At 62.4% G+C, this 13,534-nt stretch carries 13 protein-coding genes; 2 read left to right on the top strand and 11 right to left on the bottom strand.

Annotated elements, in window-relative coordinates:
- Nucleotides 1-75: 75 nt before the first annotated feature.
- Nucleotides 76-804, bottom strand: a complete 729-nt coding sequence (locus tag ACFPN2_RS21750) for a PEP-CTERM sorting domain-containing protein (protein ID WP_380600516.1) — start codon at nt 802-804, stop codon at nt 76-78.
- A gap of 190 nt (nt 805-994) precedes the next feature.
- Between ACFPN2_RS21750 and ACFPN2_RS21745 the strand changes: the two genes are divergently transcribed.
- Together ACFPN2_RS21745 and ACFPN2_RS21740 are read left to right on the top strand one after the other, a co-directional pair.
- The gene (locus ACFPN2_RS21745; protein ID WP_380600514.1) at nt 995-2,167 is read left to right on the top strand and encodes an alpha/beta hydrolase; all 1,173 of its coding nucleotides are present in this window, start codon (nt 995-997) and stop codon (nt 2,165-2,167) included.
- 5 nt (nt 2,168-2,172) lie between these two features.
- Nucleotides 2,173-3,429 (top strand): DUF418 domain-containing protein, encoded by a 1,257-nt coding sequence (locus ACFPN2_RS21740; RefSeq protein WP_380600512.1) that lies wholly within the window; start codon nt 2,173-2,175, stop codon nt 3,427-3,429.
- Here the strand turns inward: ACFPN2_RS21740 and ACFPN2_RS21735 are convergent, their stop codons facing one another.
- The 10 genes from ACFPN2_RS21735 to ACFPN2_RS21690 all read right to left on the bottom strand — a co-directional run bounded on the left by ACFPN2_RS21735 (nt 3,430) and on the right by ACFPN2_RS21690 (nt 13,534).
- Entirely contained in the window at nt 3,430-3,978 is a 549-nt protein-coding gene (locus tag ACFPN2_RS21735) for a hypothetical protein (RefSeq protein ID WP_380600510.1), read from the bottom strand.
- Nucleotides 3,979-4,209 carry a hypothetical protein gene (locus ACFPN2_RS21730; protein WP_380600508.1) on the bottom strand — a complete coding sequence of 77 codons (231 nt, stop codon included), beginning with the start codon at nt 4,207-4,209 and terminating at the stop codon, nt 3,979-3,981.
- Nucleotides 4,206-6,239, bottom strand: a complete 2,034-nt coding sequence (locus ACFPN2_RS21725) for a carbon starvation CstA family protein (protein WP_380600506.1) — start codon at nt 6,237-6,239, stop codon at nt 4,206-4,208. The genes ACFPN2_RS21730 and ACFPN2_RS21725 overlap by 4 nt, the downstream gene beginning before the upstream one ends.
- A 96-nt stretch (nt 6,240-6,335) precedes the next feature.
- Entirely contained in the window at nt 6,336-7,649 is a 1,314-nt protein-coding gene (locus ACFPN2_RS21720; protein WP_380600504.1) for a c-type cytochrome, read from the bottom strand.
- A 27-nt stretch (nt 7,650-7,676) separates the two neighbouring features.
- Nucleotides 7,677-8,105, bottom strand: a complete 429-nt coding sequence (locus ACFPN2_RS21715) for a CHRD domain-containing protein (RefSeq protein ID WP_380600502.1) — start codon at nt 8,103-8,105, stop codon at nt 7,677-7,679.
- Nucleotides 8,106-8,334: 229 nt separating this feature from the next.
- Nucleotides 8,335-8,805 carry an Lrp/AsnC family transcriptional regulator gene (locus ACFPN2_RS21710; RefSeq protein WP_116811970.1) on the bottom strand — a complete coding sequence of 157 codons (471 nt, stop codon included), beginning with the start codon at nt 8,803-8,805 and terminating at the stop codon, nt 8,335-8,337.
- A gap of 273 nt (nt 8,806-9,078) precedes the next feature.
- Nucleotides 9,079-9,552 carry an Lrp/AsnC family transcriptional regulator gene (locus tag ACFPN2_RS21705; protein WP_380600500.1) on the bottom strand — a complete coding sequence of 158 codons (474 nt, stop codon included), beginning with the start codon at nt 9,550-9,552 and terminating at the stop codon, nt 9,079-9,081.
- Nucleotides 9,553-9,575: 23 nt separating this feature from the next.
- Nucleotides 9,576-10,979: a dihydrolipoyl dehydrogenase gene (lpdA, locus tag ACFPN2_RS21700; RefSeq protein WP_380600498.1), complete on the bottom strand. Its 1,404-nt coding sequence runs from the start codon at nt 10,977-10,979 to the stop codon at nt 9,576-9,578.
- A 4-nt stretch (nt 10,980-10,983) separates the two neighbouring features.
- Entirely contained in the window at nt 10,984-12,516 is a 1,533-nt protein-coding gene (locus ACFPN2_RS21695; protein WP_380600496.1) for a dihydrolipoamide acetyltransferase family protein, read from the bottom strand.
- A gap of 4 nt (nt 12,517-12,520) precedes the next feature.
- Entirely contained in the window at nt 12,521-13,534 is a 1,014-nt protein-coding gene (locus ACFPN2_RS21690) for an alpha-ketoacid dehydrogenase subunit beta (protein WP_380600494.1), read from the bottom strand.

The following is a 13,534-nucleotide window of genomic DNA, read 5'->3' as shown; positions in this document are numbered from 1 at the left end:
CAAAAACACTTGTCCGGACAAGCCTCTAGCTTGCCGGACAGCTGCATCACAGCGAGGTTATGTAAACGGCGGCGACTATTTGTGAGTGCGCCGGCGCAGGCGAGTGGTCACCGCTACACCGATGAGTCCGATCATCATCAGCGCCAGCGTCTCAGGCTCCGGCACGGTCGTCGTGGGCGCAGCGGTCGCGGCCGCGCCGTTGTAGCTGATGCGGTTGACGATCGAATAGCCGTCGTTGCCGGCGAGCAAGACCCGGCTGATGTTTCCCTCGTTCGAGGTCAGTCGCAGCGACTGATGACCGAGCAGCGAATCGATTGTAAGCGTAGGCGTCAGTGGCAAGAGATTCCCAGCTGCATCGAACGCCCAGGCCCACGGCGAGTCCGTCACCTGCGTGGCATCGAATTGAATGAAATCCGTGGCGCGATCGAATGTCACTTCCAACAGGTGCTGAGGCTGTGAATAACAATCGGCGTGATGCTGCTGCAGACAGTCGCTGATGAGCCCGGCGCTCGAGTTCCAGGACGTAAACGCTTTGCCATTGGCCTTCTGCCAACCGAACATCGCCGTCCCCTGCGCATCGCAGCCCCGCGTTTCCGGGGTGCAGCCCAGGGCATACACCGCACTCGTCTGCAGGCCAGTCTCGGTGAACGTCACGTGAGAAAGCGTGATGCCCTCGTACGCACCGCCGACGACGGCGCCCGGTGCATAGGAGCTCGCGTCGATAGTGATCGGATGAGGCTGCGCCGCTGACATCGCGAGCAGCAGGCAAAGCCCGGACATCGCAAGCCACGATTTGCTAGTCATTGTTCGATCCTTATGAGCGAATTTCCGTCGCACGGGGTGACTTCTATGTACTCCGCGGCACCGCGTGCCAGGGATCGTGGCGATGGGCAGTGGTGCCACCCCGGCACCGACACGGCCGGTTTAGTCAACTCCCGCGATGCCGCCGATCCGATACAACGTCACGTGACGCTTACGCACGGGGCTAATAAGAATGATCGAGCGACTCGGCATCGTCGTCCTGGCCATGGTGGCTCTCACCGGCGCGGCTCAACCGGAAGATGACTTCCGGCCGACGCCCGAGGAGCAGAAGCGCTTCGAGCTAATGTCTCGCCCGGAAAGCTGGTTCCTGCAATCGCTCGCGGGACCGCGAGAGGTGATCGACGGGCAACGGCTCGATCCCAAGCAGCAGTACTACTTCGAAGAGCGCCGCCGACGCACGCCCGAGCAGGTTAAACGCGGGCTTGCGACCTTCCTCGATCCGCAAGCGCGAATCGCAACCCGCGAACGACTCACGCGCGAATGGGCGCTGTTCACGAAGGTCACCGCGCCGATGCACACCGTGGAAGATCGCAAGATCGACGGCCGCGGCGGTTCGATCCCCGTTCGCATTTACACGCCGAAAACCGACACCGATGAGCCGCTGCCCCTCTTGGTGTATTTCCATGGCGGCGGCTGGCTCTACAGCGGCATCGAGGCGACCGATCGATTCGCCCGATTGGTCGCGAACGAAGCCCGCGCCATCGTCGTCTCGGTCGAGTATCGGTTGTCCCCGGAACATCTCTGGCCGGCCTCGAACGACGATGGCGAGGATGCCTTCCTCTGGGCACGGGCCCACGCGAAGAGCCTCGGCAGCGAACCAAACCTGGTTGCCGTCGGTGGCGACAGCGCCGGCGGGCACATCTCTCTCAATATCTCTTTGCGACAACTCGCGGCGAAGCGCCCGACGCCGGCCTATCAATTGCTCTACTACACCTCGAGCGACTTCTCGACGAGCGATGAGTCGTATCGACTGTTCGATCGAGGCTACGGCCTCGATGAAACGTTCCGCGACTTCATGATCGAGACGGTCTTTCCCGGCGATCTGTTGAAACGAGCCACGAAGGAACTGAACGGCGCAAGTTTCGTCGGCATGCCCGCGACCATCGCGGTCTCGGCGGGCTTCGACATGCTGCGTGATTCGTCGCGCCGCCTGACGCAGCGACTGACGAAAGCAGGCGTTCCCGCGATGTATCTAAACTATCCGACGCTCGCGCATGGCTTCCTGCAATGGTCGGCGGTCGTGCCCGACGCGGAACGTGCTTCCATCGACACCGCGCGACTCTTCGGCACGGCGATTCGCAGTCGTGCCGCCCTCCTTCGCCAAGCCGCAAGCGATCGGGAGTGATGCCCATGACAACAGCCATCGGCGCCGATCGGATCAACACGCTCGATGCCATCCGGGGCGTCGCGGTGCTCGGCATTCTGCTGATGAACATCGTCGATCTCGCGATGCCCGGTTGGGCCTACTACGACCCCTACTACTACGGCGGCTCCGAGGGCGTGAACTTCGCGACCTGGGCCATCAACTACGCGCTCTTCGACGGCAAGATGCGAGGCCTCTTCACGATGATGTTCGGCGCGAGCACCGTGCTCATTGCCGAGCGTGCGCTCAAATCCGGTGACAGCCCGGCGCGCATTCATTACGCGCGTATGTTCTGGTTGCTCGTGTTTGGGATGATCCACGTGTGGTTCATCTGGTACGGCGACATCCTGGTGCTCTATGCCGTCGCGGGCATGATCGCGTTCGTCGCCTGGCGCTGGTCGGTTCGCGCGTTGATCACGACCGGTATCCTATTGCTTGCGCTGAAGTTGGCGCTCGCCACGTGGACCTACACCGGCCTGCGACAGTTGGAAGCCGCCGCCAATGAGCCCAACGCACCGGCGAGCATCCAGCAAGAGTGGCAAACGGTGCAGGAAGAAATGACGTTCTTTCCGCCGCAGACTCAGCTCGACGGCTACCGCGGCAGTTATATCGACGCGTTCAAAACACGCGCACCCGTCACGATCTACATTCTCACCGAAGCCCATCCGCTTGCGATGACGGATACCCTGGCGCTCATTGCCTTTGGCATGGCGCTCTTCCGGCTGGGCTTCTTTTCGGGCGCCTGGTCGAGGCGAACCTACCAACGAATCGCGCTCTGGGGTTTTGTGATCTGCGTGCCGCTCCACATTCCCTTGATCCTGTGGAACGACGCGGATCGCTTCTCCCCCATCACGCTGCACATCACTGAAGCCTTGCACCTGTCGTTACTCCGACCGTGGCTCGTGCTCGCGCATGCCTCGCTCGTGGTGCTGTTCATGCAGTCGGGCGCGGCCCGATGGCTCGCCGATCGGTTAATCGCCGTGGGTCGCATGGCCTTCACCAACTACATCGCCATGAGCGTCATCTGCGTGCTGCTCTTCCATGGCTACGGATTGGGACTGTACGGTGAGCTGTCGCGCTGGCAGTGCTATCTCATCGTGCCGCTGATCTGGGCCGCGTTGTTGCTTTGGTCGAAGCCGTGGCTCGAGCATCACGCGTACGGGCCGCTCGAATGGCTGTGGCGAGCGCTCACCCGAGGGAAGCCTCCAGCGATGGCCAAGCCTGCGCTTGAGTCACGGACCTGATCAGATCGCGCTCTGTCGATCCAGGCGCCGTAGCACGTGCGGCGCCAGTTTCTCTTCGAGCACGCTGGTGCGAGCGGCGTCGCGCTTAGGGATGAAGACTGAAAGGCCAAAGCTCACATCGCCCTTACGAACCGCAAGGCCGTCGCCCCACCACAAGGCCTCGTCACCAAACTTGCGCGGCTGGGGCTGGTTCGCGATGACGCCTTTGTCTGCGGACTCGTGAAACGCCTGCAGAAACTTCTTCGCCATGTCGCGACCGGCGGGCCAGCGCTGCGCGTTCAAAATCACGAAGCGCCGTCCTCGGGCGGGCGCGTTTTGATCGGGCGCCTTGCCGGGCTCAATGGTCCAGAAACAGGTCGATGAGTATTGTCCGTCGCGCGACATGCCCTCGTCCTGGCGACGGCCGTGATCGACGGGCAAGCCGACGGCGGCGCTGATCTCGGCCGAGGTCAGCAGCTCGCACGCATTGATCTCGAGCGGCGGCGACTCCGCCGCTTGAGCCGCAGAGGCTATCGCCACCGAGATCCATACGGCGAGCGTGCGCTTCATCTATGCAACGTGCTCGTGCGTCGTAAGCGACGAGGACAGACTCTCCCCGCACCGCTTGAGCGAGATGCCATGCATCGTCGCCTTGTTTCTAATCGCTGAGCGCGTCCGGCGCAACGTGCCACAAATCGTGTCGAGCGACGCCCCGGCCACGGCCAGCTGTCGCAACTGACGAATTTCCTCGGTTGACCAGGTGTTGGTCGGAAACGATCTACGAAGGGTGGGATTGATCATGCCGCTCCTCGAGCCGGCGCCTCCGAGCTGGGCGGCACCGGCAAGCCTTGAACGACTCGCATGCACACGCGCGCGGTATCGGCGATCACGATCCAGAGAATCAGCGTCAGCACGATGGCCAGCACGGCATCGAGGCGTTGGTTGAAGATCAGCTGTGGCGCGACCGCGGCCTGTTCGGCGGTCAAGGTGCCAGCAGCCAGTTTCGATGCGATTTGATCGGCAGCGGCCAGGAAGCCAATTCTCACATCATCGGACACGACCTTTTGCCAGGTCGCCACGGTGGTGACGAGTGTCAGCCACGCCAATGGCACCCCCGTCACCCACGCGTATTTCAGTTTACCCTGCTTTACCAGGATGCCCGTGCAGATACACAGGGCGATGCCGGCGAGCAGCTGATTGGAAATACCGAACAACGGCCACAGAATGTTGATGCCGCCGTTCGGATCGATCACGCCGATATACAAGAAGTAACCCCAACCTGCCACGACCAGTGCGCTCGAGATCAGCACCGACGGATACCACGACGTTTGACCGAGCTTCGGCCAGAGGTGGCCCAGCGCATCCTGGAGCATGAAGCGGCCCACGCGCGTGCCGGCATCCAGCGTCGTGAGAATGAACACGGCCTCGAACATGATCGCGAAGTGGTACCACAGCGCCATCATGCTTTGGCCGAAGGTCGAGGAGAAAATACTCGCCATGCCGACCGCGAGCGACGGCGCGCCGCCGGTGCGAGCAAACAAGGTCGACTCGCCCATTTCTTTGGCAAGGAACGCCATCTGATCCACCGTCACTGGGAAGCCCCAGCTCGTGATGGTCGCGACCGCCGCCTCTGGGGTTGCCCCCACGGCGCCCGGGCCGCTGTTGATCGCGAAGAAAATACCCGGTTCGAGCAGCGTCGCCGCGATCATCGCCATGATGGCGACCGCGGACTCGAGCATCATGCTGCCGTAGCCGATCAGGCGCACATCGGCTTCATTGGTGATGAGCTTGGGCGTCGTGCCGCTCGAGACCAGCGCATGAAAGCCCGAGATGGCGCCGCACGCGATGGTGATGAACACGAACGGAAACAGCGCACCGCCAAAGATGGGACCCGAGCCGTCGATGAACTTCGTCAGCGCCGGCATGTGAATTTCCGGGCGCATCACGATCACCGAGATCGCAAGCAGCGTCACCGTGCCGAGCTTCAGAAACGTCGAGAGATAGTCACGCGGCGCGAGCAACAACCACACCGGCAACACCGCGGCGATGAAACCGTAGCCGATCACGAACCAAGCGAGCGTCAGCGCATCGAGATCGAAGAACTGACGAATCGTCGGATGACTGTCGACCCACCCGCCGCCGCCCACCGCGAGCAGCAACAGCGCGACACCGATGATCGAGGCCTCCAGCACGCGACCGGGACGGATGTCCTTCATGTAAATACCGACCAAGAGCGCAATCGGAATGGTCGCGAACACGGTCGAGGTGCCCCAGGGGCTGTGGCGCATGGCATTGACCACCACGAGGCCGAGCACGGCAATCAGGATCACCATGATGACGAGCGTGCCGATCATCGCGGCGAACCCGCCGACCGGGCCCATCTCATCTTTCGCCATCTGTCCGAGACTGCGACCGTTACGACGCGTCGATAAGAACAGCACGGTCATGTCCTGCACGCAGCCACCGAGCACCGCACCGACCAGAATCCAGATCGTGCCGGGCAGGTAGCCGAACTGCGCGGCGAGCGTCGGACCGATCAGGGGGCCCGGGCCTGCGATCGCGGCGAAGTGATGACCGAACACGATCCATTTGTTGGTCGGCACGTAGTCGCGGCCGTCATTGAGCCGTACCGCGGGTGTGACGCGAGAGGCATCGAGCACGAGCACCGAGGCCGCAACCCAGGCGCTGTAGAGACGATAGCCGATGGCGTAGACGCACGCGGCCGCGACGATGAGCCACATCGCGTTGATGGACTCGCCGCGATGAACCGCGAGGCCTCCGATGGCGAATGCGCCCACGACGGCGACCAGCAGCCAACCCAGTTTTTTCATTCAACCCCCGCCACCGAGTCGCGGGCGCTGCGCGCCGCGACTCGAGATTTCATCCGCATCTATTCCGATGTTTCTTAGGCTGCTGGACGCAAGTCCCTAGCGCTGCTTGGCCACTTGCGCTTCGGTCACTTCGCCACCGACATTGCCCCAGGCGTTGCGCATATAGCTTGCAATGTGCGCGACTTCTTCATCGGCGAGTTTCTCGCCGAAGTTACCCGGCATGTCCTTCCAGCGCTTGGGTTCCGGCAGCTTCGCAAGATGCGGCCCGTAGAGAATGACGTTGATGAGCGAGGCCGGATTGCTCGCCTGCACCATCGGATTGCCGACCAGTTTCGCGCCGGCATCCCCGCTCAACGCGCCGAGACCGGTGGGCTGATGGCAGGTGCCGCAGTGAAGGTTGTAGAGCGCTTGCCCTGACTTCATCACAGCTTCGCCGGCGGGCTTGCCGACGTTGCCTTCGTTCGCAGGCAGGCTCTTCAGATACGTGGCCATGGCCAGCGTGTCCGCCTCCGTCAGGTGACGCGTGCTGTTCATGATGACTTCGTTCATCGGTCCATGCGTTTCGCTGAACGAATTGCGGCCGGTCTTCAAATAGGCGGCGACCTCTTCGACCGGCCAGGGCGCAAGACCGTTCTTCGCATTGGTGAGATTCGGGGCCGACCACGGACGCACATCGCCCGTCATGACCTTGTCGGTGTATTCACCGCCGGTATACGCCATGCTGGTCTTCTCCGCGCCCATGAAATTACGGGGCGAGTGACAAGCCGAGCAGTGACCGAGACCTTCGACGAGATACGCGCCACGATTCCACTCAGGCGATTGCGCGGCGTTGGGCTGGAAGCGGCCTTCGTCGAAGAACATCGTCTTCCAGAGGCCGAGCGCCCAGCGCTGGTTGAACGGGAAGCCCATCTCGTTCTCCGGTGCCTTGTTGTTCACCGGCTTCACGATCTTCAGGTACGCATACAACGCTGCCACGTCCTCATCGGTGAGCTTCGTGTAAGCGGTATAGGGGAACGCGGGGTACAGATGCGCGCCGTCGGCCCGCACGCCTTCGCGCACGGCACGAGCGAACTGCGCTTCCGTCCATTTACCGATGCCGGTGTCCGGATCGGGCGTGATATTCGTTGAATAGAGCTTTCCAAACGGCGTCTCGAAGGCGAGGCCGCCGGCAAACGCCTTTCCGCCGGGCGCGGTGTGACAGCTCACGCAGTTGCCGGCGCGGGCGAGATAGCGACCGCGCTCGACGAGCGAGTTGCCTTGATCGCCCGGGCTTGCGGCGGTGCTGTCCGCCTTGGTGTCATCCGCAATCGAAAGAGCTGCAACGAAGCCCACACCGAATGTGAGACCGAGCGTTACCCAGGTGGCGGCGACGCGTGAGCGTCGGCCGCCTGCACAGTTCAATGTCGTCATTTGTTATTTAGGTCCGGCGCCTGGCGGTTACGGTTTCAACTGGGCCCGGATCTCACCGCCCTTGTGAGCGGCGCTATGGACGTTGACGTAAAGCTGGCCGGCCTTGAAGGCCTTGTATTGCTCTTCGGTGAGCTTCGCGCCTTCAGGCGTCGACCAGGCACCGTCGGCCCCCTTGGTGAGCGTGATCACGGGCGGTCCGTTCTTGCCGGCTTCTGCCAGATGGATGTGAGCGGCGACGCCTTCGATACCTGTGGTCTTCACGAGGCCGGTGACCGATCCGTCCTTGGCGATCGTGATCGTGCCCTCGCCCTTCGCTTGCGTCGTCACGGCAGGCACTTCTTCGGCGCCCGTGAGCGTGACTTTCACCTCTTCGCCGTGCGCCGTCAGGCTCACTGCAAGAATGCCCATCGCGAGCAATGAGCTACCGAAAATCTTCCCGGCTCGATTCTTACTCATAAATCCCCCTAAAGCATGTTGCTTTGTGCGCCTTGCAGGCTGCAGGCCCTTGCAGGCTGCAGGCCCTTGCAGGCTACTGCGACGGTACCGTCGAGCGGTACCGTTCATTACCGGGAAAAGCCTACTCCTGCGGCAGGACAGGAACTTCGCGGAAATGCGTCCCCAGCTCGCGCCTTGCGCATGATGTATGCGTGAGGCACGGAGCTGGCGGCGGCGCGCATGCGTCCTTTCAGATCTTCAGCGGCAGCGAGGTCGTCGACTTCACTTCCCAGGCAGCCACGAAAGAATTCACCTCGCGGATGTTGGGCACGGTGGAGAGCTTGCCGAAATAAAACTTCTCGTAAGCTTCCATGTCGCGCACGACCACGCGCAGCAGGAAATCATAGGCCCCGAGGATCACGTGACATTCGAGCACTTCGGGGAAGCTACGAATGTATTCGGTGAATTCCTGCAGGCTCTGCTGGTCGTTGCGGATGACCTTCACCTGCACGAACAGTTGCGTGAGCAGGTTCAGCTTGCGGCGATCGAGCATCGCCACGATTCTCGTGATGTAGCCTTCTTCCTTCAGGCGTTGGATGCGCCGGTAACACGGCGATTGTGACAGCCCGACCGAGTCTGCGATTTCGGCGGCTGAGTGCGAGGCGTCCTCCTGAAGCGCACGCAAGATTTTCAGATCGATCTTGTCCAGACCTTCCATCATTCCCCCTCTCAATACTCTCGGCGTGCCCGTATGTGCTGGTCGGGCGCTACCTTCCACAAGGCATGTCTTAGGACGATTTTCCGCGGTGGGCGTGTTCGTTGCGTTTACTTATCAACCTCGGCGACTTTGGTGGCGTAGTGATGCACGCAAACAGCGACAGTTGCAAGACGCTAACGACGTTCTAGGGAATTTATGAAGAAGGTTTCAGCAATTGGACGAACACGCCCGCCGCGCAAGGCGCGGCGGTGTTGCGGTTCAAGGAAAAGTTCGTTGCTAGATATGCAACGGCCAGGCAGTCGTGGTTTTTATTTCCGAGGCCGCGACATAGGAGGTGACCTCGAGAATGTGCGGCACGCGGGAGAGTTTTTCGAAGTAGAAGGTCTCGTAGGCGTCCATGTCTTTGGCCACCACGCGCAATAGGAAGTCGAAGACGCCGAGCACCACGTGGCACTCCATGACTTCCGGAAACGCACGGATCGCCTCGGAAAACTCAGCCAAACTCGCGCGGTCGTTCTTCATGACCTTGACCTGCACGAACAGCTGCGCCCGCAAGCCCAGTTTCTGTCGGTCGAGCAGCGCCACGATCTTGGTGATGTAGCCGTCGTCCTTGAGTCGCTGAATCCGCCGCCAGCACGGCGACTGCGACAGGCCGACCGCTTCGGCGACCTCCGCCGCCGAGAGCGATGCGTCCTGTTGCAGGACCGAGAGAATCTTGTAGTCGATTTTGTCCAGACCGCCGTTGCTCATGGCGCTACGTTCCTCAGCAGCCATTAAACATGCAGTGCGTGGCCGAGACCGGCCAGCGACGCCTCAAAAAATGCCTCGGACAAGGTCGGATGGGCATGGATCACTCCCGCCACATCCTCGAGCGTCGCGCCCATTTCGAGCGCGAGGGCAAACTCGCCGGACAGCTCGGAGACATGCGCGCCGACCGCTTGAATGCCCAGCAAGCGCCGATCGTGCTTGCGTGCCACGATGCGGACGAACCCGCCCGCCTCGCCCGCTTCCATCGACAACGCCCGGCCGTTGGCGGCGAACGGGAATTGCGAGGTGATCACCTCGATGTCACCCGCGCCGGCATCGCTCGGCGATAAGCCCACGCTGATGATTTCAGGCTCGGTGAAGCACACGGCCGGGATCGCAACCGGATCGAAGCGACGACGATGACCCGCGATGAGCTCGGCGACCATCTCGCCCTGGGCTGCCGCTTTGTGCTCGAGCATGGGCTCGCCAACCAAATCGCCGATGGCCCACACGTTGCGCATCGAGGTGCGGCACTGATCGTCAACGTGCACGAACCGCCCGCTCATATCGACACCCATATTTTCCAGGCCCCAGCCTTGCGTGCGCGGTCGGCGGCCGACGGTGACCAACACTTGCTCGGCCTTCAATGCCAGCGAGCGGCCATCCTGTGTCTTCGCGAACAACGAGCCGGCCTCGAAGCCGATGACGGTCGCGCCCAGATGCACCGGCACGCCATTCTTGTCGAGCCACCGCGCGACCGGTTTCACCAATGCGCTGTCATAGAGCGGCAGGATGCGATCCTGCGCTTCGACGATGGTGACCTCGACGCCCATCTTCCGGAATGCAGAACCGAGCTCGAGGCCGATGTAGCCCGCGCCAATGACAGCGAGGCTGCGAGGCAGCGTCTGCAAGGCCAGCGCTTCGGTCGAAGAAATGATCGGCCCACCGAACGGCAAGCCCGGCAATGCCACGGGCTCCGAGCCCGTCGCGAGCACGACATGTTCGGCCGTGATGCTGATCTGCCCGCCGGTCGTTTGCACGACACAGGACTTGGCGTCGACGAAGTTCGCCCAGCCGGAGATCACCTGCACCTTCGCGCGCTTGAGCAAGCCTGCGACGCCTTCGTTCAGACGATTGACGACGCCGTCTTTCCACTTGATGGTCTCGGCGAGATTCAAGGTCGGCGGGGAGCTCAAGGAAATGCCGAGCGTGCCGCCCTGCTTCGCGGCCTCCCGCACGGTCGTGAATTTCTCCGCCGCGTGGATCATCGCCTTCGAGGGTATGCAGCCGCGGATCAGGCACGTGCCGCCCAACCGATCTGCTTCCACGAGCGTAACCTGCACGCCCAACTGCGCGGCCCGAAGCGCGGTGACGTAGCCCCCGGGCCCGCCGCCTACGACCAACAACCGGGTCTTGATTGCTTCGCTCATGAGATCACCGGACGAAAATGGTGGCGGGCTGCTCGAGCACCGAGCGCAGCCGTTGAATGAACTCGGCGGCTTCGGCGCCGTCGATGACGCGATGGTCGAACGAGGACGACAGATTCATCATCTTGCGAATCACGATCTGACCGTCACGCACGACCGGGCGCTCGACGATCTTGTTCGGACCGATGATCGCAACCTCGGGACGATTGATGACCGGCGTCGCAGAGACGCCGCCCAAGGGACCCAGGCTCGTGATCGTGATCGTCGAGCCGGTGAGTTGTTCGCGGGAGGCTTTGCCGTCACGGGTGACGGTTGCGAGTTGGCCCACTTCGCTCGCGCAGTCCCAGAGGTCGCGGGATTCGGCGTGTTTGATGACCGCGACCAAGAGGCCACGCGCGGTTTGGACCGCCATGCCAATGTGCACCGGGGCGCTACGATGAATGACGCCGGCTTCGTCGTCGTACGTTGCATTCATTTGCGGGAACTCACGAAGCACTCGGACGAGTGCACGCATGAGGAAAGGAAGTAACGTGAGTTTCGGCTGATCCTTCGCTCTCGTGGCGTTCAAATGAGCGCGCAGTTCCTCGAGCTCGGTCACGTCGACTTCTTCCACATACGTGAAATGAGGAATGTGACGTTTCGCCGCCTGCATGCGCTCGGCGATCTGCCGGCGCAGGCCGATGACGGGGATGTCTTCGCCGCCCGAGAGTTTGCTGTAGAGATAGTGGTTGCCGCCCGGCGCGAGTTCGGCGTGGCCGATTCGAGAGGGGCCGTTCTCGCCGGATTCTTGGGCGAGATAGGTGTCGAGATCGGCGTGCAGAATGCGCCCCGTTGGGCCCGTGCCGCGCACGAACTGCAGCTTGATGCCGAGCTCTTCCGCTCGCCGCCGCACCGCCGGCGACGCCGCCGGCCGTTCACCACGACGCGGCTGAGTATCTAAGCCCTGCGTGCGGCTGAAGCCGGAGACGGCGTTCGCCGCTGAGTCGCCGCTACGGCTAGCGCCTGCGGCTGCACTCGATTTCGAGTCGGCGTTCCGACTCGTACTCGCGCCGGAATCGCTGTGACCGGTGCCATGAGCGCCGCCCGCTCCCGAATCCGCGCTGCGCGATAGCGCATGCGCGGCGCCGGAGGCGGCTTGGCCACTGATGTTTGGTTTACCAGAGGTGGTCGCCAGCGCGACCGGACCTGTGCCGGTGCGACGCTGCTCGGCGCTCGCTTGGGCCACAGTGGCGACGGCGGCGGCATGTTCGACGGGCTGCTGAGATGCTGCCGATTGTTTGTTTTGATCAGACGCCGCGCCGGCGGTCTCGAGCACGACGAGCACCGACCCCACCGCGGCCTTCTCGCCCGCCTTGCCCGCGATACTCTGCACGATGCCCGCGACCGGCGAGGTCAATTCAACCGTCGCCTTGTCCGTCATCATATCGACGAGCGGCTGATCCTCTTCGACCCGATCGCCGACTTTCACGCGCCACTCACCGATCTCCGCCTCAGCCGTGCCTTCGCCGACGTCGGGAAGTTTGAAGCTGTACTGTCCCATCGCCTTATGCCTCCATCGCCTGGCGCATGGCGGCTGCCACGCGCGCAGGGCCTGGGAAGTACTGCCACTCGAACGCGTGCGGATAAGGAATATCCCAACCCGTGACCCGTTCGACCGGTGACTCCAGCTGATAGAAACATTCGCGCTGAACGAGCGCCGCAAGCTCCGCGCCGAACCCGCTCGTCTTGGTCGCCTCGTGAACGACGATGCAGCGGCCCGTCTTATGGACCGAGCTCATGATCGTATCCACATCGAGCGGAATCAGACTGCGCAGATCGATGATCTCCGCATCGACCCCACTCTCAGCTGCCGCCGCGAGCGCGACGTGAACCATCGTGCCATACGCAAGGATGGTGACATCCTCACCTGGACGCACGATCGACGCCTTACCCAGAGGCACGCGGTAATAATCCTCCGGCACCTCAGCGGCCGGATGCGAACCCCAAGGCTTCACCGCGATATCGTGACGACCATCGAAAGGCCCGGTGTAAAGCCGTTTGGGCTCCATGAAAATCACCGGATCATCGTCCTCGATCGAACTGATCAGGAGGCCCTTCGCATCGTACGGCGTCGACGGAATCACGACCTTCAAGCCCACGACATGCGTGAACAGTCCTTCCGGACTCTGACTGTGCGTCTGCCCACCGAAGATGCCGCCGCCGTATGGCGTCCGCACGACCATGGGCACGCTGAAATCACCCGCGGAGCGATACCGAATGCGCGCCGCCTCGGAGGTCAGCTGATCGAATGCCGGGTAGATGTAATCCGCGAACTGGATCTCCACCACCGGGCGCATGCCGTAAGCCCCCATGCCGATGGCCGCACCGACGATGCCGCCCTCGGCGATCGGTGTATCGAAACAACGGTGCTTGCCAAATTTCTTTTGCAATCCATCGGTGGCGCGGAACACGCCGCCGAAGTAGCCCACGTCCTCGCCGAACACGACCACCTTGGGATCGCGGGTCATCATCGTGACCATGGCCGAGTTCAGGGCCTGAATCATGTTCATCGTCGCCAT

This window comes from Steroidobacter flavus (assembly GCF_042651805.1).
GTDB classification, from domain to species: domain Bacteria; phylum Pseudomonadota; class Gammaproteobacteria; order Steroidobacterales; family Steroidobacteraceae; genus Steroidobacter; species Steroidobacter flavus.
Note: the sequence above shows the minus strand (reverse complement) of the source record. Positions and strands in the feature narration are given on the sequence as shown.

Excerpts from the sequence above, each read along its gene's own strand:
- ACFPN2_RS21745 (WP_380600514.1), top strand. The coding sequence starts at position 995 with ATGATCGAGCGACTCGGCATCGTCGTCCTGGCCATGGTGGCTCTCACC.
- ACFPN2_RS21740 (WP_380600512.1), top strand. The coding sequence starts at position 2,173 with ATGACAACAGCCATCGGCGCCGATCGGATCAACACGCTCGATGCCATC.
- ACFPN2_RS21705 (WP_380600500.1), bottom strand. The coding sequence starts at position 9,552 with ATGAGCAACGGCGGTCTGGACAAAATCGACTACAAGATTCTCTCGGTC.
- ACFPN2_RS21730 (WP_380600508.1), bottom strand. The coding sequence starts at position 4,209 with ATGATCAATCCCACCCTTCGTAGATCGTTTCCGACCAACACCTGGTCA.
- lpdA (WP_380600498.1), bottom strand. The coding sequence starts at position 10,979 with ATGAGCGAAGCAATCAAGACCCGGTTGTTGGTCGTAGGCGGCGGGCCC.
- ACFPN2_RS21690 (WP_380600494.1), bottom strand. The coding sequence starts at position 13,534 with ATGGCGACGATGAACATGATTCAGGCCCTGAACTCGGCCATGGTCACG.
- ACFPN2_RS21710 (WP_116811970.1), bottom strand. The coding sequence starts at position 8,805 with ATGATGGAAGGTCTGGACAAGATCGATCTGAAAATCTTGCGTGCGCTT.
- ACFPN2_RS21720 (WP_380600504.1), bottom strand. The coding sequence starts at position 7,649 with ATGACGACATTGAACTGTGCAGGCGGCCGACGCTCACGCGTCGCCGCC.
- ACFPN2_RS21695 (WP_380600496.1), bottom strand. The coding sequence starts at position 12,516 with ATGGGACAGTACAGCTTCAAACTTCCCGACGTCGGCGAAGGCACGGCT.
- ACFPN2_RS21725 (WP_380600506.1), bottom strand. The coding sequence starts at position 6,239 with ATGAAAAAACTGGGTTGGCTGCTGGTCGCCGTCGTGGGCGCATTCGCC.
- ACFPN2_RS21750 (WP_380600516.1), bottom strand. The coding sequence starts at position 804 with ATGACTAGCAAATCGTGGCTTGCGATGTCCGGGCTTTGCCTGCTGCTC.
- ACFPN2_RS21735 (WP_380600510.1), bottom strand. The coding sequence starts at position 3,978 with ATGAAGCGCACGCTCGCCGTATGGATCTCGGTGGCGATAGCCTCTGCG.
- ACFPN2_RS21715 (WP_380600502.1), bottom strand. The coding sequence starts at position 8,105 with ATGAGTAAGAATCGAGCCGGGAAGATTTTCGGTAGCTCATTGCTCGCG.